Genomic DNA, 21,564 nt, shown 5'->3' with positions numbered 1-21,564 from the left:
CACGTGGGGGCCCATCACGGTGGGCCCCCACGTGACTCGGCAGCGCACGCACTCCCTGCACCGCGCTGTCCGCACCATCTCCCTCTCGCTCCATCTCCCGAAGGGCTCATTCATGTCCTCATCCCGGAAGCGATTCACCTGGGCCATCGCCCTCGGTGTCGCAGCCACCGGTCTCGTGGCCCCCGCGGCCTCGGCCAACCCAGCAGGTACCGACCTCGTCATCAGCGAGGTGTACATCAACGGTGGGTCTGCCGGCGCCACCTACACCCACAAGTTCGTCGAGATCTACAACCCGGGTGACACCGCTGTGGACCTGTCGACGATGTCGCTGCAGTACCGACCTCCGACGCAGACGGCGACGGCACCCAACCGGGTGACGCTTGCCGGCTCCGTGCCGGCCAAGGGTCATTTCGTGATCCAGGGCGGCACTAACGGAGCCAACGGGGCCGCCCTCCCGTCGGCCGACCAGTCCTCCACGGCGATCAACCCCGGCAGCGGGGGCGGAACGATGTTCCTCGCGTCCACCACCGGAGCGGTCGACCCCGATCCTGCGGATGCCGGCGGTGCCATCGTTGATCTCGTCGGGTGGGGCACCAGCAACGCGCCGGAGACCGCCGTCGCCACCGGCAACGCGGTCGCGGCGAGCCTGCAGCGCCAGACCGTCGGCGGCGTCGCCAACAAGGACACCGACAACAACGCCGCCGACTTCGTCGCCTCTCTGCCGACGCCCGGCGCGGTCTACGCGCCGCCGCCGCCGCCGGAGAACCGCACGATCGCCGAGATCCAGGGCACCGGCCTCGTCTCTCCTGAGGCCGGCAAGAGCGTCATCACGCGAGGCGTCGTGACCGCGGCCTACCCCACCGGCGGCTTCTACGGCTACTACTTGCAGACTCCGGGCACCGGTGGCGCGCTTGACCTCGCCACCCACACCGCCTCCGACGGCATCTTCGTGTACCAGCCGAGCGGCGCCCTCGCGGTGACGCCAGGTCAGTACGTCGAGGTCACGGGCGCTGTCTCCGAGTACGCCGGACAGACCCAGCTGCGCGTGGCCGCGGCGGACGTCACAGTGCTGACGGACCCGGCTGCGCCGGTGGCGCCGGTCGTCACGGACTGGCCGGACACGGTGGCGGAGAAGGAGTCCCTCGAGGGGATGCTCTACACCCCGAGCGGCGACTTCACGGTCTCCAACACCTACTCCACCAACCAGTACGGCGAGGTCGGCCTGGCCCGCGGGAACAAGCCGCTGATCCAGCCCACCCAGGTCGCCGACGCGCAGGACGCTGCCGCGATCGCTGAGGTGACGGCCGACAACCTGGCCCGGGCGATCGTCCTCGACGACGCTGCGTCGACCAACTACACGGCCACCTCGACGAGCACCACCGTCTGTGGCACCCGGCCGACGCCGTGCCTGACCAACGGCGACCTCACCCCGCCGTACATCTCCAACACCGAGCCGGTGCGCGTGGGCGCGAAGGCCACCTTCGGCGCCGACGTCATCTTCACCCAGGGTGGCTCCACCTCCGCCCCGACCTACCGGTTCCAGCCTCTGGCACCGGTGCTCGGCCCGGACAACGCCGCCTCACCGGCGGTGTTCGCCAACACCCGCACAGCCGCGCCCGACCAGGCCCGGATCGACGCTCGGGGCACCTCGGACATCAAGGTTGCCTCGTTCAACGTGCTGAACTACTTCACCACCCTGGGTGACGCCGACGACGACGGTGTCGCCGATGGAACCTGCAGCCCCTACACCGACCGCGCCGGCGACGGCGTGACGGTGCAGACCGGCTGCGACTCTCGCGGCGCCTGGGATCCCGAGGACCTGCAGCGTCAGCAGACCAAGATCGTGGAGGCCATCAACGCCCTGGACGCCGACGTCGTGGGCCTGATGGAGATCGAGAACTCCGCGGCTCTCGGCGAGACGCCCGACGAGGCCACCGAGACCCTGGTGGCTGCGCTCAACGCCGACGCCGGTGGCGATGTCTGGGCGGCGAACCCGTCGTCCGCCGATCTTCCAGTCCCGGCCGACATGGACGTGATCTCCAACGCGATCATCTACAAGCGGGCCAAGGTGGACCGCCTCGGCCAGGCCCACGCGCTCGGCCACTTGAGCGCCACCGGGCAGGCCTTCGACAACGCCCGCGAGCCGATCGCGCAGGCCTTCACTCCCAAGAGCGGTGGGACCGCGTTCCTCTTCGTGGTCAACCACTTCAAGTCCAAGGGCTCGGGCGCCGATGACGGCACCGGCCAGGGCAACGCCAACCCTGACCGCGTCGCGCAGGCTGAGGCGTTGCGGGACTGGATCCCCAGCGTGCAGACCGTGACCGGCGTCCAGGCAATGCTGCTGGCGGGCGACTTCAACGCCTACGCGATGGAGGACCCGGTGCAGGTGCTCTACGAGGCAGGGTTCAGGAACGTCGAGCAGGAGTTCGGCGACGACGAGTACTCCTACTCGTACTCCGGACTCTCAGGATCACTGGACCACATCCTGGCGAACACAGCGGCCATGAACCTGGCCACGGGCGCCGACATCTGGAACATCAACTCGGGTGAGTCCTTGGCGCTGGAGTACAGCCGGTACAACTACCACGGCACGGACTTCCACGAGCCCACGCCGTACCGGTCCTCCGACCACGACCCGGTGATCCTGGGTCTCGACCTGGTGACCCCGACAGTGCCCGACCCGGAGCCGACTCCCGACCCGGAGCCGACCCCGGACCCGGAGCCGACCCCGGACCCCGAGCCGACCCCGGACCCTGTCCAGGAGCCGTCGCTGGAGGCCATCACTTCGAGCCTCGTCTACGGAACGGCCGGCTCGGTCTCCGTGACCGTCTCGGGCGAGGCAGACGGGGAGGTCCCGACCGGGACTGTCACCGTGCTCAACGGCGACACCGAGCTCGGCGGGGCCACGCTGGTCGCCGGTGCGGCTGAGGTGGTGCTGGCTGCGAAGAGCCTCACTCCGGGGACTCACACGCTGACCATCGACTACTCGGGCGACGCCGCCACCGCGGAGAAGAGCACCAGCCTCACCGTCACCGTGGGCAAGGCCGTGTCGACCACGGGTGCCAAGATCCGTCAGCAGAAGGTCAAGCGCAACAAGACCCGGGCGGTCCTGGCCGTCACCGTCGCTGCGGACGGTGTTGCCCCGACCGGCCAGGTCAAGGTCAAGGTGAGCGGGCAGGGCGTCCGCATGCTGAACCTGCGCGATGGCCGGGGGACCCTCAAGTTGGGCAAGTTCAAGCTGCCCGGTCGCAAGCAGGTGACCGTCACCTACCTCGGTGACTCGTTCACCGGCGGGAGCGAGAAGTCGTTCACCTTCCGCGTGGTGCGCAAGTAGCAGATGCTCCTGACAGAGGGTCGTCCTTCGGGGCGGCCCTCTGTTGCGTCTGTCGGAGTCGATGGTTTGCGACCGGGGATGGCTGGCTACTGTGCGCGCCATGAGCAGCAACTCCGACGGACCCCGCGACGTCGCCATCGCGGACCTGGCGACCAACCTCCACGTGCTCCTCCAGGACAGGGAGGAGACCCTGTCCACGGCCGAGTCGCTGACCGGCGGACTCCTCGCCTCCCTGTTGACCGACGCCCCCGGGGCCTCGGTGGTCTACCTCGGCGGCGTGGTCTCCTACGCGACCGAGCTGAAGGAGCGGCTTCTCGGCGTGCCGCAGGAGATCGTCGACGAGCACGGCGTCGTCTCCGCCGAGTGCGCGAGCGCGATGGCCGACGGCGCCCGACGGATCACCGGCTCGACCTACGCCCTGGCCACGACCGGTGTCGCCGGTCCCACCAAGCAGGAGGACAAGGACGTCGGGACCGTCTTCGTGGCCGTCGCCGCACCGAACGGCACCACGGTCGACGCGCTCACGCTCGATGGGGACCGCCACGCCATCCGCGAGGGCACCTGTGCCGCCGCGCTGTCGGCGCTGTCTGCCATGCTGCTGGAAGCGGCGACCGACTGAGTGGGAATCAACCCCCCTCGGGTAGCGTTGCCACACTGACACGGAGAGGATGTGCGCTCATGGTGCTGTTTCGTCGACTGCTCGGCGACGTGCTCCGCACTCAGCGGATGCAGCGCGGCATGACCCTGCGCGAGGTCTCCGCGGAGGCTCGGGTCAGTCTGGGCTATATCTCCGAGATCGAGCGCGGTCACAAGGAAGCCTCCTCGGAGCTCCTCGCCTCGCTGTGCTCGGCACTCGATCTGCCCCTCTCCGAGGTGCTGCGTGACGTCAGTGACGCCATCGCCCTCGAGGAGGCTGCGATCGCCCTGGAGACCGCTCGCCTGGAGATCCCGGCCGTACCGGTCGGCGCGCGTCGCGGCCGCAGCGGCGATGTCGTGGCCTCCGCAGCTTGATCCAACCAGCCTGACTCAGTCCGTAGTGGCGGGCTGGCAGCTCGGACACCAGTACGACGCGCGCTCGCGGCCGGGCTCGCCCCGCATCTCCACGGCGATCGTCGTGCCGCAGCGCCGACACGGCTGCTGGTCGCGCCGATAGACCCACATCCGCTCTCCGTTGCGCAGGGAGCCGGTCGTGGACTGGGTGGGGCGCTCGGCGTTGAGCTGGAGCATCTGTCGGGCCCGCCGCACCAGTCGGGGCAGGCCGGAGGCCTGGCCGACGCCGACGTGGGGATTCAGACCGGAGACGAAGCAGAGCTCGGCGGCATACATGTTCCCGATGCCGGCGAGGTTGCGTTGATCCAGGAGCGCCTCGACCAGCTGACGCTCCGGGTCCGCGCCCAGGCGGCGCAGCGCCTCGTCCTCGTCCCAGTCGGGGCCGAGCAGGTCGGGGCCCAGATGGCCGACCGCCTCCTCCTCAGTGGAGCGCGGCATCAGCTCGACCACGCCCAGCGAGAAGCCCACCGCCACCGAGCGCGGCACAGTGAGGACCACTCGGGCCTGGTGCGCCGGGCGGCGCCAGCGCTCCCCGGCGCGGTAGACGTGCCAGCTGCCCTCCATCTTGAGATGGGTGTGCAGCGTCCACTCCTCATCCCCGTCGATGCGGGTCAGCAGGTGCTTGCCCCGCGCTATGGTCTCGCGCACCGTCGCACCCGACAGATCGGCGGTGGCGTGCTGAGGCACTCGCAGGTCGGAGCTGAGCAGCCGCTGGCCGGCCAGCGCCTGATCCAGGCGCCGGGCGGCCCGGAAGACGGTGTCGCCCTCAGGCACGGATCCTCAGTCCCTTCGGGGTCGAGACGAAGCCCGCGCTCTTCAAGGCCTCCCGCAGCGGCGTCGGGCCGGAGCCCAGGAGGGCGGCGCCATCGGCCTTCTCGACGGTCAGCTTGCCCAGTGTCCCGCGACGGGTCGCCTCGGCGAGCGCCTGGACGGCAGGGGTGAGCACCTCGACGTCGTCGGACCAGGTGAGCAGCGTGCGGCCGCCGCGCTCGACGTACAGCACGAGGGCGCCGTCGACGAGCACCACCAGGGCCCCTGCCTTGCGCCCGGGGCGATGGCCGGAGCCGCCCTCGGCGGCGCTCTCGCGCTCCGGCCACGGCAGCGCGGCGCCGTACGGGTTCGCGGGATCGGTCGCAGCGAGCGCGACGGCGACCGGGACCGCGCCCGACGGGAGCTCGGAGAAGGTGCGCAGCCGGTCGATGGCGCCGGCGGTGCCGAACTGGGCGGCACCGAGTCCGCTCACGAAGTAGCCGCGACGGCAACGGCCCTGCTCCTCGAACGCGGAGAGGACCTTGTAGACCCCGGCGAAGGCGCCGGGAACGCGCTCGCTCATCACCGCTCCCCGGATGACCACGCCATGACGATCGAGGAGGTGCTCGGCCGTGGCGTGGGCACGTCGGGTGGGGTCGGCGTCGACGTCGGGCAGCAGCGCCCACCGGCCGGCGGTCTCCGGAGGACCGGTCCGCGACGGCAGTCGGCTGGCGCCACCGCGCCCGGCCATTCGTGCTCGTGCGGGGGGACGCCGCGAGCGGTGCGCCGGTGTGCCGGCTCGTGTCAGCGCACGCAGCGGGGTGAGAGTGTCGTTGCTGACGTGCCCGGCCCAGACCAGGTCCCAGAGCGCGGCGGCGAGCGCCTTGTCGTCGGTCGAGGAGACGGCGTCGGACAGCTGGCGGAAGAACCACGCGCCCCCCGGAGAGAGGGCCTCCAGGACGGAGCGGTGCAGCGGCGTCTCCTCCAACGGCTCCGGCGCGGGCAGGGTCAGGTGGGCCTGGTCGGCGAGGTGCAGCGAGACCCAGCCGTCGGCGCCGGGCAGCGGTCCGTGGCCGGCCCAGAGCACCTCGCCCGAGGCGGTGAGCTCGTCGAGGTAGGACGGCTCGTAGTCCCTCACCCGGGCGGCCAGGACCAGCGGCTCCAGCGCCGAGGCGGGGATGGCGCAGCCGGCGAGCTGGTCGATCGCGGCGAGCACCCCGTCGACGCCGCGCAGCGCACCGCGGGTCACCGGGCTCACGTGCTGCCAGGCGACCAGGAAGCGCCCCAGCGCCTCGGGCTCGACCGGCTCGACCTCCTTGCGCAGCCGGGCCAGGGAACGGCGACGGATCTTGCGCAGCACCTCGGCGTCGCACCACTCGGTGCCCGATCCCGACGGGCGGAACTCGCCGTCCAGGATCCGGCCCGCCGCGGAGAGCCGCTGCAGGGTGTGGCGCACGACCGCCACCCCGAGGGCATAGCGGGTTGCGAGCTCCTCGACGGTGAACGGGCCGTGGCTGCGGGCATAGCGCGAGACCAGGTCGCCCAGCGGATCCTCGACCGGATCCGCGAAGACGTCGGGCGTCCCGGGCGGCACCGGAACCCCGAGGCCGTCGCGCAGCCGGGCCACGTCCTCGATCGCGGCCCAGCGCTCCTCGCCGGCCACGCGCACCTCGACCACACGGCGTACGGCGTGGAGGTCGGTGAGCCACGGCGCAACGTCGTCGGCGACAGCTCGCTCGGCGATCTCAGCGGTCGTGAGCGGGCCGAGCAGGCGCAGCAGGTCGGCCACGCCCTCGGCGTCGCGGGCACGGCGGTCGGGAGCCAGCCGCTGCAGCTCGGCCTCGACCTCCTCGAGCACCTCCGGATCGAGCAGCTCGCGCAGCTCCGCTCGGCCGAGCAGCTCCGCGAGCAGGCCCTGGTCGAGAGAGAGCGCGGCGGCCCGGCGCTCGGCGATGGGGGAGTCGCCCTCGTAGAGGAACTGCGCGACGTAGCCGAAGAGCAGTGTGCGGGCGAACGGCGAGGGAGACGTCGTGGCCACGTCGGACACCACGACCTCGCGCCGGTCCACGCGTCGCATCAGGCCTACGAGGGAGGGCAGGTCGTAGACGTCCTGCAGGCACTCGCGGACCGCCTCGAGCACGATCGGGAAGCTCGGGTAGCGCACGGCCACCTCGAGCAGCTGGGCCGAGCGCTGGCGCTGCTGCCACAGCGGTGAGCGTCGGCCAGGGTCGCGCCGGGGCAGCAGCAGGGCCCGGGCCGCGCACTCGCGGAAGCGGGCGGCGAAGAGTGCGGACCCGCCGACCTCGCTGGTGACGAGGTCCTCGATCTCGTCGGGGGCGAAGACGATGAGGTCGCCCGACGGTGGCTCGGCGTCGGTGTCGGGGATGCGGATCACGATGCCGTCGTCGGAGGCCATCGCCTGGCCGTCGACGCCGTAGCGCTCCCGCAGGCGCGCATTGATCGCCAGGGCCCACGGAGCGTGGACCGGGGTGCCGTAGGGGGAGTGCACGACCAGACGCCAGTCACCGAGCTCGTCGCGGAAGCGCTCGACGACCAGGGCGCGGTCGCTGGGCAGCGTGTTGACCGCCTCCTGCTGCTCGGCGAGGTAGGCGACCAGGTTGCCCGCGGCCCACTCGTCGAGCCCGCCCTCGCGGGCCCGCTTGGTCGCGCCGTCCGGGGACATCGATGCCAGCTCGCGGGTGAACGCGCCGATCGCCTCCCCGAGCTCGGCCGGGCGCCCGAGGGCGTCGCCCTTCCAGAACGGCAGCCGGCCGGGGATGCCCGGAGCGGGCGTGACCAGGACCCGGTCGTGGGTGATGTCCTCGATGCGCCAGCTGGTGGCTCCGAGCGCGAAGACGTCGCCCACCCGAGACTCGTAGACCATCTCCTCGTCGAGCTCGCCCACGCGTCGTCCCGGGCCCTCGCCACCGACCAGGAACACGCCGTACAGGCCCCGGTCGGGGATGGTGCCGCCGCTGGTCACCGCCAGCCGCTGGGCGCCGGGCCGGCCGGTGAGCTGGCCGGTCACCCGGTCCCAGACGATGCGCGGACGCAGCTCGGCGAACTCGTCGGAGGGATAGCGGCCGCTGAGCAGGTCGAGGGTCGCGTCGTAGGCGCTGCGCGGCAGTCCGGTGAACGCGGCGCTGCGCCGGAACAGCTCGAACAGCTCCTCGACGTCCCACGCCTCGAGCGCGGTGGCAGCGACCACCTGCTGGGCGAGCACGTCGAGGGGGTTGGCCGGCACGTGCAGGGACTCGATGGCCCCGCTCCGCATCCGCTCCACCGCCACGGCCGTCTGGGCCAGGTCGCCACGGTGCTTGGGGAAGAGCACCCCGCGCGACACCTCCCCGACCTGGTGCCCGGCCCTTCCGACCCGCTGGAGCGCGCTGGCCACCGAGGGCGGGGACTCGATCTGGATGACCAGGTCGACCGCTCCCATGTCGATGCCGAGCTCGAGGCTGCTGGTGGCCACCACGCAGGGCAGCCGCCCGCGCTTCAGGTCGTCCTCGATCAGCGCCCGCTGCTCCTTGGACACCGAGCCGTGGTGCGCCTTCGCGATCACCCCGACCTCAGGACCCCCCGCGGACCCAGCCGGTTGAGGAGGTTGCTCTGGCAAACGTCTCGAAACCCCCGCCTGTCCCATGACCTGAGCGGGCACCCCCTCGGCGCCGTCGCCCCCCGCCCGCTCCGCCGCGATCTCGTTGAGCCGAGCCGTCAGCCGCTCGGCCAGCCGTCGTGAGTTGGCGAAGACGATCGTGGAGCGATGCTGCTCGACGAGGTCGACGACCCGCTCCTCGACGTGGGGCCACAGCGAGTTGCTCCGCTGCGGGTCCCCGGACTCCTCGTCGTACTCGTCGGGCGCGGTCATGTCCTCCACCGGCACGACGACCTTCAGGTCCCACCGCTTCTCCGAGGGGGGCGCGACGATCTCGACCGGTGCGGAGCCGCCCAGGAAGCGGGCGACCTCCTCGAGCGGGCGCACCGTCGCCGACAGGCCGATCCGCTGGGCGGGACGCTCCAGCAGCGCGTCGAGGCGCTCCAGGGAGACGGCGAGGTGCGCGCCGCGCTTCGTGCCGGCGACCGCGTGGACCTCGTCGACGATCACGGTCTCCACACCGCGCAGCGACTCCCGCGCCTGCGAGGTCAGCATCAGGAACAGCGACTCCGGGGTCGTGATCATGATGTCGGGCGGGGCCGTGGCCAGTCGGCGCCGCTCGGCGGCGGGGGTGTCGCCAGAGCGCACGCCGACCGTCACGTCGGGCACCGGCGTGCCGAGGCGATCGGCCGTGTGCCGGATCCCCGTCAGCGGCGCGCGCAGGTTGCGCTCCACGTCGACGGCAAGGGCCTTGAGCGGCGAGACGTAGAGCACCCGGCAGCGGTGCTGCTTGTCGGCGGGCGGCGGACCGGTCATCAGCCGGTCCAGCGACCACAGGAACGCCGACAGAGTCTTGCCCGACCCGGTGGGCGCCACCACCAGGGCGTGCCGACCGGCGCCGATCGCCTCCCACGCGCCCGCCTGCGCGGCCGTGGGCTCGGCGAAGGCGGCGGCGAACCAGGTGCGGGTCGGTTCGCTGAACCGGTCGAGTACGTCGGGCACGCCACCATCCTGCCGGACGGCACCGACACTGATGCTTGTGCTCTGGGCCGGACCGCCCGGCCGGACAAACCCCTTGCCGGGCTGTCGGTGCCGAGGACTAGGGTCACGCGACGTGGCAGATCTCCCAGAGTCGATGATCCACGCGCGTGACCTGCGCAAGTCGTTCGGCGACTTCGAGGCGGTGCGCGGCGTCGATGTCGACGTACGACGCGGCGAGGCGTTCGGCTTCCTCGGACCCAACGGCGCGGGCAAGTCGTCGACGATGCGGATGATCGCCGCGGTGTCGCCGCCGACGAGCGGGACGCTGCGCATCCTGGGACTCGACCCGACCACCCACGGCCCCTCGGTGCGCGCTCGGCTCGGGGTGTGCCCTCAGGAGGACACGCTCGACACCGAGCTCAACGTCCGCGACAACCTGGTCATCTACGGGCGCTACTTCGGCCTGCCGCGCGCCGAGGTCCGGGAGCGGGCCGACGAGCTGTTGGAGTTCGTCCAGCTGACCGAGAAGGCCAAGAGCAAGGTCGAGGACCTCTCGGGCGGGATGAAGCGGCGGCTCACGATCGCGCGCTCGCTGATCAACCGACCCGACCTGCTGCTGCTCGACGAACCCACCACCGGGCTCGACCCCCAGGCCCGTCACGTGCTGTGGGACCGGCTCTTCCGGCTCAAGCAGGCGGGCGTGACGCTGGTGCTCACGACCCACTACATGGACGAGGCCGAGCAGCTGTGCGACCGCCTGGTCGTGATGGACAAGGGCCGGATCGTCGCCGAGGGCGCGCCGCTGGCGCTGATCCGCGACCACTCGACGCGCGAGGTCGCCGAGCTGCGCTTCGGCATCGGCGAGCACGAGCAGCTGACCGAGAAGGTCGCCGACCTGGGGGAGCGGATCGAGGTGCTGCCCGACCGGCTGCTCGTCTACACCGAGGACGGCGAGGAGGTCGTCGCCAAGGTGCACGAGCGCGGGCTGCAGCCGGTCGCGGTCCTGGTCCGTCGGTCGACTCTCGAGGACGTGTTCCTGCGGATGACCGGACGGACGCTGGTGGACTGATGGAGACGCTCAGCAGACGCGAGGCCATCGCGCGTCAGGCGGACTACTGGTTCACCGTCTATCGGCGGACCTGGAAGGGCTCGGTCATCTCGTCCTTCGTGGCGCCGATGTTCTACGTCGTCGCGATGGGGGTGCTGCTCGGGGACTTCATCGAGGGGGATCCCGACCGGCTCGAGGGCGCCACGTCGTACCTCGCCTTCGTGGTGCCGGGGCTGGTGGCCAGCCACGCCATGCAGACGGCGGTGGGCGAGGTCACCTACCCGGTGATGTCGATGCTGAAGTGGCAGAAGGTCTACGACTCGATGCTCGCCACGCCCCTGCAGCCGCGCGACCTGGTCGCGGGGCACCAGCTGTTCGTGTTCTTCCGGCTGCTGACGACCTGTCTGGTCTACCTGCTCGTGCTGGTGCCGTTCGGGGTGTTCGCCACCTGGTGGGGCGCGGTGCTGGCGCTCGGCGCGCAGGTGCTGGTGGGCATGGCCTTCGCGACGGTGGTCTACGCGCTGAGCGTGCGGATGCGCTCGGAGGAGGGCTACGGCCTGATCTATCGACTCGGGGTCTTCCCGCTGTTCCTGTTCTCCGGTGCGTTCTTCCCGATCGCCAACCTGGGCAGTGCCCTGGAGTGGGTCGCCCGCCTCACGCCGCTGTGGCACGGCGTCAACCTCTCGCGGATGCTGACCTTCGACCAGGTGGACTGGACCCTCGCGGCGGTCCACGTGGTGGTGCTGGGCCTGGTCACGGCCGTGGGGTGGCGGCTCTCGGTGACAGGGCTGAGCCGAAGGTTGGTGAGCTGATGCTGGAGTTCGCCCCCGGCCCCCCGCCGGCGCCCCTCGGTCCCTGGCGGGCCACGCGCCTGCTGGTGCTGCGCAACTACGTGGTCTACCGCCAGGCGTGGAAGCTCTTCCTCACCGGGTTCCTCGAGCCGTTCTTCTACCTGCTCTCGATCGGTGTCGGGGTGGGGCAGCTCATCGACACCTTCGAGTTCAACGGCGAGCCGATCCCCTACGCGGAGTTCGTGGCGCCCGGGATGCTCGCCGCCTCCGCGATGAACGGCGCGATGATGGACAGCACCTTCAACGTCTTCTTCAAGCTGAAGTACAACAAGCTCTACGACCAGATGCTCGCCACGCCGCTCTCGACCTCCGACATCGCCCGGGGCGAGATCGCCTGGGGGCTGATCCGCGGGGCCAGCTACTCCGCGATGTTCCTCGTCGTGATGGCGGCGATGGGGCTCGTGGACACCTGGTGGGCGGTGCTCGCCCTGCCCGCCGCGCTGCTGCTCGGCTTCGCGTTCTCCGCGGTCTTCATGGCGATCACGACCTGGTTCACCAGCTGGCAGGACTTCGACAAGGTGACCTTGGTGCAGCTGCCGCTGTTCCTGTTCTCCGCGACGTTCTTCCCGATCACGGCGTTCGACGGCTGGCTGCGCTGGGTGGTGGAGTGCACGCCGCTCTATCGCGGTGTCGTGCTGTGTCGCGAGCTCACCACCGGAGCGGTGTCGAGCGCGTCGCTCGTCTCCGTGGTCTACCTGGTGGTGATGGGGGTCGCCGGGCTCTGGGTCGTACGCCGCCGGCTGGACGGCCTGCTGCTCAGCTGATGGCGTGGGCCGCCCCGCTCACTGGAGAGGTGATCCCCGGGTGAGCACCTATGCTGCCCATTCCCGACCTTCGGGGCACCACCGACCGAGAGGGGGAGCCGCATGGGTCTCTTCAAGATCAGTAGAAGTCCGCAGGCGCAGGCAGAACGGGATCTGAAGATCGGAGCTCGAAGCGGCCATCGGAGTCTCCGGGAGCTCAAGGAGCAACTGCACGCCGTCGGGGATCTCGGCCTCGATCTGGATGAGGCGAAGCGCAGCCCCAGCCAACGCCAGAAGGTCGACATCGCGACGCTGATCAAGGCCCTGAGCATCGCGACGGAGACCGCCGAGCAGGCACTCGCGGAGGTCATCGCGCTGCGCGAGGCCCTCGAGGGCAGCTGACGCTGCCGGGGTCTCCCCTCTCGATCCTCTGATCCGCTCGTGAACGGGGCCGAGAGATCAACCGATCCCCGACTCGAGGGCGGAGGTGCGCACCTCGCGGGTGTCGGCGTGGCAGAACACAGCCAGGGCGACCAGCCCGGCGACGACGCAACAGGCGGCCGCGCCCAGGAAGATCGTGTGCAGCTGGACGAGCCCGGCGTCCTGGAGGATCCGGCTGAACTCGGCGCACCGGCTGTCCCCTTGCCCGCACACCTCCATCGGCTCGGGGAGGTCGGCTTGCTCGGCGAAGTAGCGGCGCAGCCCGATGGTGGTCAGCACGCTGATGCCGACGAGCTTGCCCACTGTGCGCGCCACGATGAGCAGGGCGCTCGCCAGGCCGTGGACCGCAGGCTCGGTGGCCGACAGCAGCGCGGCGTTCACCGGAGCCATCGCCAGGCCGACGCCCAACCCCGCGGCGACCAGCGGCACCGTGGCCAGCGGGCTCTCGAGTGCCTCGAATGGCCACTGCGACATCCACCCGAAGCCGGCCGCGGAGACGGCCATCCCGAGGGCCGTCAACACCCCGGCGTTCATGCGGTGGGTCAGCCATCCGCCGAGGAACGCCCCGACGGGGAGACCGACGAGGAACCGCACCAGCACCAACGCGGCCATCAGCTGGGAGTCGTTGTAGACCGTTAGCCGGGCGAAGATCGGGATGTCCACCAGGGCGGCGATCACCGCCGCGCCGACGAAGAAGCTGACGACCAGTGCTCCCCACGCTGGCGTCGCGGACACCGCGTGCGGTGGCACCAGAGGGTTCGAGACCGACCGGTTGCGGAGCCAGAAGAGCGCGGCGGCGGCCGCGCTCAGCACCAGCAGCCACGGGCCGGCGGGCGAGAACACCTGCACCTCCGGGTCGGCGGTCGCGAAGGCGAGGATCACACCGGAGAGCACCACCGAGAGCAGGACGGCACTCAGCACGTCGACCTTGCCCAGGGTGCCCCGCCAGGACCGGAGATCGAGCAACGGACGGCGTGCCGTCAGGCACCGGAGCACCAACAGCAGCGTCAGTGCGAAGCAGGCCAGCGCCAACGGTGACAGCCACCGGCTGCTGCCGGCGACCGGGAGGAACGCGAGCCCTGCCGTGACGTCCGCCAGCAGCCTCCCGGGTTGAACCATCACCAGCAGCAGGCAACCGAGCGCCGCGGCCGCAAGGACCAGGCCCGGCCAGTCGACTCGTCGGGGCGGAGCGGGTTCGACGTCGGTGCCGGCCGCCCGCTGCCGGATGACCGCGGCCAGGACGAGACCGACGGCCAGGTTGATCCAGAAGATCGTGCGCCAGCTCCCGAACGCGAGCACCACCGCGCCGTAGACCGGCCCCACGACGTTCCCGAGCTCCTGCACGGCGCCGACCACGCCGAGCGGCACCCCACGGCGCCGGGGCGGGTACAGATCGGCCACCAGGGCGAGCGTCGGGGGCAGCAGCCCACCGGCTCCCACGCCCTGGAGGAGGCGGCCGACCACCACGCTGGGCAGGTCGTAGGCCGCCGCCGTCACCAGCGAGCCGAGCCCGAAGACGACGAGCGCGCCGACGAGCACCGGGACTCGGCCGCGGATGTCGGCGATGCGCCCGATGAGCGGCAGCATCGCGATGTAGCCGAGCAGGAACCCGGAGATGATCGGCGCGGCCTTCTGCAGGTCCTCCGCCGACAGGCCGGCCGACCCCATCATGTCGGGCAGCGCGAGCACGACGACGTAGTTGTCCGCCGCCGCGAACCCGACCGCGACCGCTGCCAGGCCGAGCAGGAGCTTGCCGCTCCGGTCGACCGTATGCTGCGCGGTGTCGGGCCCGGTCACGGCTTCTTGATGTCCGTGTCGGTCCCGTAGTCGTCCACGCTGACGGTGTAGTCGACCGTGCCCTTCGAGCCGTAGAACGGACCGGAGATCCTCACGGAGCGGAGCCGACCGTCCTCGTCGATCTGGAATGTGGTGGGGAACTCCGCGTCCGCGTCCGCGCTCGGGATCGATGCGATGATCGCCTCTCCCGGCAGCGAGCCGGTGTAGGAGCTCAGCACGGTCTCGCCGTCGCGGACCCTGTCGCCCTCCTCGAGGCCACTCACGCCCGTGAGCCAGGTGGAGAGGCCGGTGTCCGGGTCCATGAGCTGGGCCGGGTCCGGGGCGCCGTAGTCCGCGGGGTTCACCTCGGCGAAGGAGCGCGTGAAGGGCAGCTTGGCGTAGACCTTGCCGTCGACCGAGACCACAGGCACATCCACGTCCAGCCCGTTGACCGTGATGGTCAGGTCACCGTCGAAGGCCGGTGCGTGCGTTGCGACACCTGTCGCGTCCAGGACGCCGTCGACATCGTCGGGGAGCTCCTCGGTGCTCAGCGACAGCGTCACTCCGATGGTCTCGTCAAGGGCCTCCTTCGCCGCCGCGAGCACCTCCTCTGGAGTGTCGTCGGACCCGCCGCCGCCGTCGGAGCAGGCCGCGAGCGCCACCATCAGCGCCACGAGAGAGACGACCACGCGGGCGCGGCGGCGGCAGGGACGACGTACCAGCGCGTTCATGGGGTCAGCCTGACACGCAAGCGCGGAGTGCGCCTCACACTTCCCTCGCGCACTCGGATCAGCCGCGACCTTCGACTCTGGACAGGGGGAGCGCCTCGGCGCGACGCTGGCGCCATGGCGGCTGTCGTCGAGGTCAGTGGGCTGCGCAAGGAGTACGGCCGAACCGTGGCGGTCGCCGACGTCTCCTTCGAGGTCGAGCCCGGCGAGATCTTCGGCCTCCTCGGCCCCAACGGCTCGGGGAAGACCACGACGGTCGAGTGCCTTCAGGGCTTGCGGCGGGCGGACGCCGGCCGGCTCCGGGTGTTCGGGCTCGACCCGGGCGCGGATGCGATGAGGCTGCGCCGGCTGGTGGGCAGCCAGCTCCAGGACTCCGCTCTCCCGGATCGGCTGAGGGTCGGCGAGGCGCTCGAGCTGTTCGCCGCGATCAGTCCAGGTGGACCGCCGTGGCGCCGGCTGCTCGACGAGTGGGGCCTCGCCGACCGGCGCCACACGGCGTTCGCCAACCTCTCCGGCGGCCAACGGCAACGGCTCTTCGTTGCTCTGGCTCTCGTGTCCGACCCACGACTCGTCGTGCTCGACGAGATGACCACCGGCTTGGATCCCGCGGCCCGGCGGGTGGCGTGGGACCTGGTGTCGGCCGTGCGCGACCGGGGCACCACCGTCATCCTGGTCACCCACTTCATGGACGAGGCTCAGCGGCTGTGCGACCGCCTGGCCGTGCTGTCGCGGGGCCGCGTGCTGACCATGGGCACGCCGGCGGAGCTCATCGCCGCCCAACAGCCCGAGACCGTCGTACGGTTCACCGCACCGCCGGATGAAGACGTGTCCTTCCTCTGCGCCGTGGCCGGTGTCAGAGACGTCGGTCGGACCGGTGGCGATGAGGTGCTCGTCCGAGGTGGCGGCCCGTTGCTGGCTCGGGTCGCGCATGCGCTCGTGGAGCGAGGGATGGAGCCGGAGGACCTGACGGCACAGATGCCGAGCCTCGAGGACGCCTACCTGGCCCTGACCGGCGGGTCCGATCCGGGCGGTGCCTCGTGAGGGCCCTGGGCGCCATGACCTGGGTCGAGCTGAAGCTGTTCGTCCGCGAGCCGCTCACGGTGATGTTCGTCCTGGTGCTTCCCCTTGTCATGCTCTACGTCCTCAACGGCGTCTTCGGGAGCCAGGCGGATCCGACGGTGTGGCAGGGGCTGTCGCCCATCGACTTCTACACCTCCGCCTACGTGGCGCTCGTCGCGGCCACCGCCGGCGTCCTGTCACTGCCGGTGCACCTGGCCGGCTATCGGGAGCAGGGAGTCCTGCGCCGCTTCCGCGCCTCGGCGATCAGGCCCACGGCGCTGATCGGTGCCCACATGGCTGTCACGGTGGTTGTCGCGACCGCCGGCGCGGTCCTGCTCACGATCCTGTCCGTCGTGGCCTACGACGCGGCGCTGCCTGAGGACTGGGTCGGTGTGGTCGCGGCCTACCTGCTGATCGCCGTGTCGTTCGCCGGGCTCGGGGCGCTGCTCGGGTTCCTGCTCCCCACGGCGCGGGCCGCCCAAGGGCTCGGCGTGTTGCTGTTCTTCGTGTTCATGATGCTCGGTGGCGCCGGCCCGCCGAAGGAGGTCCTGCCCCCGGCATTGGCGCGCATCGCCGACGGCATCCCGGTCACCCACGCCGGAGAGCTGGTCCGTGGTCCCTGGCTGGGCGAGGCGTGGGACGGGCAGGCACTGCTCTACATGCTCGCGATGCTGGCCATCAGCCTGGGTCTCACGGCTTGGCTGCTGCGCAGGGAGGCCGAAGGCTGAGACCCTCAGGGCCTCAGTGCTCAGGGGCTCAGGGGCTCAGGGGCTCAGCGTGACCGGAAGCTGCTCGTAGCCGCGCAGGATGCGGGTGCTCCGACGTACGGCGCCGGGCTCGAGCCGCGGATCGGGATAACGCTCGAACAGGCTCCGCAGTCCGACCTCGCCCTCCATGCGGGCCAGCGCTGCGCCCAGGCAGTAGTGGCGCCCGGCGGAGAACGAGACGTGGTCGCGGGCGTTCTCCCGAGTGATGTCGAACCGGTCCGGCTGCGGGAAGACGCGGGGATCACGGTTCGCGCCGGCCAGCAGCGCGACCATCACGGATCCGCGCCGCATCGAGACGCCCGCGACCTCGGTGTCGGTCAGGGCGACGCGTCCGGTGAGGAGCACCGGCGGGTCGACTCGCAGCACCTCGTCGACCGCGTTGGGCCACAGATCCTCGCGCTCGGTGAGCAGCCTGCGCTGCTCGGGGTGGGCCGCGAGCAGCGCGATGCCGTTGCCGAGCAGGTTGACGGTGGTCTCGAAGCCGGCCGCGAGCACCAGCCCGGCGGTGGATCTCAGCTCGGTGTCTGTGAGGCTCACCCCGTCCTCCTGAGCGGAGACGAGCTGGCTGAGCAGGTCGTCGCCCGGCTGTCGTCGCAGGTCGTCGAGGTGCTGCCCCAGCCAGTGGTCGAACGCGCGCAGCGCCGCTTCGACATGACGGAACTCTCGCCAGGAGAGTCCGAGGTCGAGGCTGGGCGCGGCCGCGGCGCCGAACCTGAGTACCTTCTCGCGGTCGCGCTCCGGGACGCCGAGGATCTCCGCGATCACGGTGACGGGCAGCAGGCTGCAGTACGTCGCGACGAGGTCGGCCGGACTGCGTGGGTCGATCTGGTCGAGGAGCTGGGCGGCGATCTCCTCAGTGCGTCCGCGCAGCCTCTCGACCGCCCGGACGCTGAAGACACGCGAGACGAGCTTGCGGTAGCGGGTGTGATCCGGCGGCTCGGTCACCAACAGGGAGGGCGGGGTGAGGGGGCCGAGCGGCGCGTCCCGCATGGCCCACGTCTGCAGCCGGGCGAGGCCGCTTCTCCCGTTTGCGGGCACGACCCCCGAGCCCGCATCAGGGGTGGACAACAGGGCCCGCACTGCGGCGTTGTCCACGCTCACCGAGGCGTACCTCCCGCGGTAGAAGGGGCTGTGCGTGCGCAGCTCGTCCAGGACCGGGTCGAGCGCCGCCAGCCCGCCCGACTGGGTGGCGACGAACATCCGCCCATGGAGGTCGCCCTGCTTGGCTGATCGACGCAGAACCGTGCGGGGCACAGCGTGACCCAGGGACCAGCGCACGGCAGCGCGGGCCAGATGCACGGGGCTGAGCTGAATCACGCTGGGCCTCCTGAGCTCAGGGGAGGTTGACGAGCATCTTCTGGTACCACGCCATGTCGATCCACTGGTCGAACTTGCGACCGACCTCGCGCATCACACCCAGCTTCTCGAAGCCGACCGACTGGTGCAGGCGCTCGCTGGCAGGGTTGGGCAGCGCGACCGCAGCGATGGCGGTGTGCACGCCGGACACCGCCATCGTCTGAAGCAGGGCGGGGTAGAGCAGACGCCCGACGCCCAGACCTCGTACGGACCGATCCAGATAGATGGACGTCTCCCGGGTGAGGTCGTAGGCCGGTCGGGGACGGAACGACCAGGAGTAGGCGTAACCCACCACGGTGTCGGTGTCGTCGGTCGCCACCAGCAGATGGTCACCGGGGTGCTGCCCGTCGAGGCGCGCCCGCCAGTGGTCCATGTCGGGTGGCTCGAGGTCGAAGGTGGTGTGCGAGTGCTCCACCGCGTGCGTGTAGATCGCCGAGATCGCGGCGAGGTCGGATTCAATCGCGGAACGGGTCGAGAACTCGGCCATAACGGCCATTGTCCCAGCACCGGTGTCCCGGCGTTGCGGCGGCTGCGACAATGGCGCCGTGCTGACCCCTGACACCAAGGACTGGACCTGGGTCCTGGACCGCCCGTGCCCCGACTGCGGCTTCGATGCGCAAGCCGTCGAGGTGGCTGACCTGCCCGAGCTCCTGCGCGTCACGACGCTCGCCTGGAGCGAGGTGCTCCGCGCCGCCGCCGACGTGCGTGAGCGGCCCAGCGAGGACGTCTGGTCGGTGCTGGAGTACGCCTGCCACGTGCGCGACGTCCACCGACTCTTCGACGAGCGGCTGCAGCTGATGCTCACCGAGGACGCGCCGACCTTCGCGAACTGGGACCAGGACGCGTCCGCGATCGAGGGCGACTATGCCGCCCAGGACCCGACGCAGGTCGAGATCGACCTCATCGAGGCGGCCGGGACGGTGGCCGGACACTACGCCCAGGTGGCCCCCGAGCAGCTCGAGCGGCGTGGCCAGCGCAGCGACGGCAGCGCGTTCACCGTGACCACCTTCGGGCGCTACCACCTGCACGACATCGTCCATCACGTGTACGACGTGGGCTACGTGCTGCGGGGCACCGAGACCGGATGAGGCGGGCTCGATGAGGTTCACGGAGTTCTGGTCCCGGCTCGAAGAGGGGCTGGGCGTGCAGGCGACGCTCTTCGCCGAGCACCATGTCATCGCGGAGCTGGGCAATCGCACCGTCACCCAGGCCCTCGACGCCGGCGTGCCGGCGAAGGAGGTCTGGGCGGCGGTGTGGCGCGATCAGCGCCTGCCGGAGAGCCTGCGCTGAGGCAGGCTCACTCGTCGTCGTTGACGACGAGGGTCACCTCGATGTTGCCGCGGGTGGCGTTGGAGTAGGGGCACACCTGGTGCGCCTGCTCGGTGAGGGCCATCGCCTCGTCCTTCGACAGGCTCGGGAGCGTGACCTCGAGGGTGACGGCCAGACCGAAGCCGCCGCCGTCGAGGGCGCCGATGCTGACGCTGGCGCCGACCGCGGAGTCGGTCACGTCGGCCTTCGCCTGGCGCGCGACCATCTGCAGCGCGGAGTGGAAGCAGGCGGCGTAGCCGACGGCGAAGAGCTGCTCGGGGTTGGTGCCATCGCCGGTGCCGCCCATCTTTTTGGGGATGGCCAGGTCCAGGGACAGGCGTCCGTCGGGGGTGCTGCCGTGGCCGTTGCGGCCCTCTCCGGTGGCAAGGGCTTCGGCGGTGTAGATGGCGTCCATAGAGGCGTCCTTCGCTTGGAGTTGATCGGTGGGGATGATCGGCTCTTCAAGGTAGTAGGCAATTCAATTGTGCGCAATAGAAAACTTCCAGCGACACGCGGGGGTGAGCTGGGGGTCGAACACCTGTTCGGGCTAAGGTGTCTCCACAGGTGACGCAGGGGCGATGGTTGTCCCCAGGGTGACGGGGAAGTCCGGCACTGTCGGTGGTCTTGTCTAGCGTTCCTCCCACAGACGAACACGACTCGCTACACCACACCGTGGGCTCTTCATGAGCCCTGAGATTGGATGGAATGACATGGCCGCAGGAGATCGCAACAAGTCCTTGGACGCCGCACTGGCAGGCATCGAGAAGCAGTTCGGCAAGGGCTCGATCATGCGTCTCGGCGAGGAGACGCGCGCTGCGCTGGGCGTGATCCCCACCGGCGCGATCGCGCTCGACGTCGCGCTGGGCATCGGTGGACTGCCGCGTGGGCGCGTCGTCGAGATCTACGGTCCGGAGTCCTCCGGCAAGACCACGGTGGCGCTGCACGCGGTCGCGAACGCCCAGGCCGCCGGCGGCATCGTCGCGTTCATCGACGCCGAGCACGCCCTCGACCCCGAGTACGCCAAGGCGCTGGGCGTCGACACCGACGCCCTGCTGGTCTCGCAGCCCGACTCCGGTGAGCAGGCGCTCGAGATCGCCGACATGCTGATCCGCTCCGGAGCGCTGGACCTCATCGTCGTCGACTCCGTGGCCGCGCTGGTCCCGCGCGCCGAGATCGAGGGCGAGATGGGCGACAGCCACGTCGGTCTGCAGGCGCGACTGATGAGCCAGGCGCTGCGCAAGATGACCGGTGCCCTCAACAGCTCGGGCACCACGATGATCTTCATCAACCAGCTGCGCGAGAAGATCGGCGTCATGTTCGGCTCGCCCGAGACCACCACCGGTGGCAAGGCGCTGAAGTTCTATGCCTCGGTTCGCCTCGACGTGCGACGCATCGAGACGCTCAAGGACGGCACCGAGATGGTGGGCAACCGGACCCGCATCAAGATCGTCAAGAACAAGGTCGCCCCGCCGTTCAAGCAGGCTGAGTTCGACATCATGTACGGCAAGGGCATCAGTCGTGAGGGCGGCCTGATCGATGTGGGCGTGGATGCCGGCCTCGTCCGCAAGGCCGGCGCCTGGTACACCTACGAGGGCGACCAGCTCGGCCAGGGCAAGGAGAACTCCCGCAAGTTCCTGCGCGACAACCCCGACCTGGCCAACGAGCTCGAGAAGAAGATCCTCGAGAAGCTGGGTGTCGGCCCGCAGGTCGACGCTCCGGCCGAGCCGACTGGTGTCGACGCCTTCTGAGGCCGATCCGCGACGCAGGGACTCCGACT

At 70.7% G+C, this 21,564-nt stretch carries 19 protein-coding genes; 12 read left to right on the top strand and 7 right to left on the bottom strand.

What is annotated here, in order from left to right:
* Positions 1-112: 112 nt before the first annotated feature.
* The 3 genes from ACYU7L_RS17020 (at position 113) to ACYU7L_RS17010 (ending at position 4,345) form a co-directional block, all read left to right on the top strand.
* On the top strand, positions 113-3,334 hold the full coding sequence (locus ACYU7L_RS17020) for an ExeM/NucH family extracellular endonuclease (RefSeq protein WP_460799085.1): 3,222 nt from the start codon (positions 113-115) through the stop codon (positions 3,332-3,334).
* Positions 3,335-3,434: 100 nt separating this feature from the next.
* Positions 3,435-3,953, top strand: a complete 519-nt coding sequence (locus ACYU7L_RS17015) for a CinA family protein (protein ID WP_460799083.1) — start codon at positions 3,435-3,437, stop codon at positions 3,951-3,953.
* Positions 3,954-4,012: 59 nt separating this feature from the next.
* A complete protein-coding gene (locus ACYU7L_RS17010; protein WP_460799081.1) occupies positions 4,013-4,345 on the top strand; it encodes a helix-turn-helix domain-containing protein in 333 nt (110 codons plus the stop codon).
* 15 nt (positions 4,346-4,360) lie between these two features.
* On the opposite strand, the gene ACYU7L_RS17005 is transcribed toward ACYU7L_RS17010, so the two are convergent.
* Positions 4,361-5,158 (bottom strand): DNA-formamidopyrimidine glycosylase family protein, encoded by a 798-nt coding sequence (locus ACYU7L_RS17005; protein ID WP_460799078.1) that lies wholly within the window; start codon positions 5,156-5,158, stop codon positions 4,361-4,363.
* Positions 5,151-9,731, bottom strand: a complete 4,581-nt coding sequence (locus ACYU7L_RS17000; RefSeq protein ID WP_460799076.1) for an ATP-dependent helicase — start codon at positions 9,729-9,731, stop codon at positions 5,151-5,153. The genes ACYU7L_RS17005 and ACYU7L_RS17000 overlap by 8 nt, the downstream gene beginning before the upstream one ends.
* Before the next feature lie 112 nt (positions 9,732-9,843).
* Between ACYU7L_RS17000 and ACYU7L_RS16995 the strand changes: the two genes are divergently transcribed.
* From ACYU7L_RS16995 to ACYU7L_RS16980, 4 genes are all read left to right on the top strand, one after another.
* A complete protein-coding gene (locus ACYU7L_RS16995) occupies positions 9,844-10,779 on the top strand; it encodes an ABC transporter ATP-binding protein (RefSeq protein ID WP_460799074.1) in 936 nt (311 codons plus the stop codon).
* Positions 10,779-11,570 (top strand): ABC transporter permease, encoded by a 792-nt coding sequence (locus ACYU7L_RS16990; protein WP_460799072.1) that lies wholly within the window; start codon positions 10,779-10,781, stop codon positions 11,568-11,570. The genes ACYU7L_RS16995 and ACYU7L_RS16990 overlap by 1 nt, the downstream gene beginning before the upstream one ends.
* On the top strand, positions 11,570-12,373 hold the full coding sequence (locus tag ACYU7L_RS16985) for an ABC transporter permease (RefSeq protein ID WP_460799070.1): 804 nt from the start codon (positions 11,570-11,572) through the stop codon (positions 12,371-12,373). The genes ACYU7L_RS16990 and ACYU7L_RS16985 overlap by 1 nt, the downstream gene beginning before the upstream one ends.
* A gap of 102 nt (positions 12,374-12,475) precedes the next feature.
* The gene (locus ACYU7L_RS16980) at positions 12,476-12,754 is read left to right on the top strand and encodes a hypothetical protein (RefSeq protein WP_460799068.1); all 279 of its coding nucleotides are present in this window, start codon (positions 12,476-12,478) and stop codon (positions 12,752-12,754) included.
* A 57-nt stretch (positions 12,755-12,811) separates the two neighbouring features.
* Here the strand turns inward: ACYU7L_RS16980 and ACYU7L_RS16975 are convergent, their stop codons facing one another.
* Complete coding sequence (locus ACYU7L_RS16975; protein ID WP_460799066.1) at positions 12,812-14,590, bottom strand: MFS transporter; 1,779 nt, start codon at positions 14,588-14,590, stop codon at positions 12,812-12,814.
* Positions 14,587-15,300: an LppX_LprAFG lipoprotein gene (locus tag ACYU7L_RS16970; protein ID WP_460799064.1), complete on the bottom strand. Its 714-nt coding sequence runs from the start codon at positions 15,298-15,300 to the stop codon at positions 14,587-14,589. Before ACYU7L_RS16970 ends, ACYU7L_RS16975 begins: the two co-directional genes overlap by 4 nt.
* A 114-nt stretch (positions 15,301-15,414) precedes the next feature.
* On the opposite strand from ACYU7L_RS16970, the gene ACYU7L_RS16965 reads away from it, so the two are divergent.
* Both ACYU7L_RS16965 and ACYU7L_RS16960 read left to right on the top strand, forming a co-directional pair.
* Positions 15,415-16,338, top strand: coding sequence for an ABC transporter ATP-binding protein (locus ACYU7L_RS16965; RefSeq protein ID WP_460799062.1), 924 nt, complete (start codon positions 15,415-15,417; stop codon positions 16,336-16,338).
* Between the two features lie 14 nt (positions 16,339-16,352).
* Positions 16,353-17,084: an ABC transporter permease gene (locus ACYU7L_RS16960; RefSeq protein WP_460799059.1), complete on the top strand. Its 732-nt coding sequence runs from the start codon at positions 16,353-16,355 to the stop codon at positions 17,082-17,084.
* Between the two features lie 36 nt (positions 17,085-17,120).
* Here the strand turns inward: ACYU7L_RS16960 and ACYU7L_RS16955 are convergent, their stop codons facing one another.
* Positions 17,121-18,440: a cytochrome P450 gene (locus tag ACYU7L_RS16955; RefSeq protein WP_460799057.1), complete on the bottom strand. Its 1,320-nt coding sequence runs from the start codon at positions 18,438-18,440 to the stop codon at positions 17,121-17,123.
* Between the two features lie 16 nt (positions 18,441-18,456).
* Positions 18,457-18,966 (bottom strand): GNAT family N-acetyltransferase, encoded by a 510-nt coding sequence (locus tag ACYU7L_RS16950; protein WP_460799055.1) that lies wholly within the window; start codon positions 18,964-18,966, stop codon positions 18,457-18,459.
* Between the two features lie 58 nt (positions 18,967-19,024).
* Between ACYU7L_RS16950 and ACYU7L_RS16945 the strand changes: the two genes are divergently transcribed.
* Complete coding sequence (locus ACYU7L_RS16945; protein ID WP_460799053.1) at positions 19,025-19,567, top strand: DinB family protein; 543 nt, start codon at positions 19,025-19,027, stop codon at positions 19,565-19,567.
* A gap of 10 nt (positions 19,568-19,577) precedes the next feature.
* On the top strand, positions 19,578-19,769 hold the full coding sequence (locus ACYU7L_RS16940) for a DUF3046 domain-containing protein (RefSeq protein WP_460799051.1): 192 nt from the start codon (positions 19,578-19,580) through the stop codon (positions 19,767-19,769).
* 7 nt (positions 19,770-19,776) lie between these two features.
* On the opposite strand, the gene ACYU7L_RS16935 is transcribed toward ACYU7L_RS16940, so the two are convergent.
* Positions 19,777-20,202, bottom strand: coding sequence for an organic hydroperoxide resistance protein (locus ACYU7L_RS16935; protein WP_460799049.1), 426 nt, complete (start codon positions 20,200-20,202; stop codon positions 19,777-19,779).
* Between the two features lie 295 nt (positions 20,203-20,497).
* Between ACYU7L_RS16935 and recA the strand changes: the two genes are divergently transcribed.
* The gene (recA, locus tag ACYU7L_RS16930) at positions 20,498-21,535 is read left to right on the top strand and encodes a recombinase RecA (protein WP_460799047.1); all 1,038 of its coding nucleotides are present in this window, start codon (positions 20,498-20,500) and stop codon (positions 21,533-21,535) included.
* Positions 21,536-21,564 lie beyond the last annotated feature (29 nt).

The organism is Nocardioides pacificus (assembly GCF_054775955.1).
Note: the sequence above shows the minus strand (reverse complement) of the source record. Positions and strands in the feature narration are given on the sequence as shown.

Coding starts and splice junctions, on each gene's coding strand:
- ACYU7L_RS17020 (WP_460799085.1), top strand. CDS start 113: ATGTCCTCATCCCGGAAGCGATTCACCTGGGCCATCGCCCTCGGTGTC.
- ACYU7L_RS17015 (WP_460799083.1), top strand. CDS start 3,435: ATGAGCAGCAACTCCGACGGACCCCGCGACGTCGCCATCGCGGACCTG.
- ACYU7L_RS17010 (WP_460799081.1), top strand. CDS start 4,013: ATGGTGCTGTTTCGTCGACTGCTCGGCGACGTGCTCCGCACTCAGCGG.
- ACYU7L_RS16990 (WP_460799072.1), top strand. CDS start 10,779: ATGGAGACGCTCAGCAGACGCGAGGCCATCGCGCGTCAGGCGGACTAC.
- ACYU7L_RS16985 (WP_460799070.1), top strand. CDS start 11,570: ATGCTGGAGTTCGCCCCCGGCCCCCCGCCGGCGCCCCTCGGTCCCTGG.
- ACYU7L_RS16980 (WP_460799068.1), top strand. CDS start 12,476: ATGGGTCTCTTCAAGATCAGTAGAAGTCCGCAGGCGCAGGCAGAACGG.
- ACYU7L_RS16970 (WP_460799064.1), bottom strand. CDS start 15,300: ATGAACGCGCTGGTACGTCGTCCCTGCCGCCGCCGCGCCCGCGTGGTC.
- ACYU7L_RS16965 (WP_460799062.1), top strand. CDS start 15,415: ATGGCGGCTGTCGTCGAGGTCAGTGGGCTGCGCAAGGAGTACGGCCGA.
- ACYU7L_RS16960 (WP_460799059.1), top strand. CDS start 16,353: ATGACCTGGGTCGAGCTGAAGCTGTTCGTCCGCGAGCCGCTCACGGTG.
- ACYU7L_RS16950 (WP_460799055.1), bottom strand. CDS start 18,966: ATGGCCGAGTTCTCGACCCGTTCCGCGATTGAATCCGACCTCGCCGCG.
- ACYU7L_RS16940 (WP_460799051.1), top strand. CDS start 19,578: ATGAGGTTCACGGAGTTCTGGTCCCGGCTCGAAGAGGGGCTGGGCGTG.
- ACYU7L_RS16935 (WP_460799049.1), bottom strand. CDS start 20,202: ATGGACGCCATCTACACCGCCGAAGCCCTTGCCACCGGAGAGGGCCGC.
- recA (WP_460799047.1), top strand. CDS start 20,498: ATGGCCGCAGGAGATCGCAACAAGTCCTTGGACGCCGCACTGGCAGGC.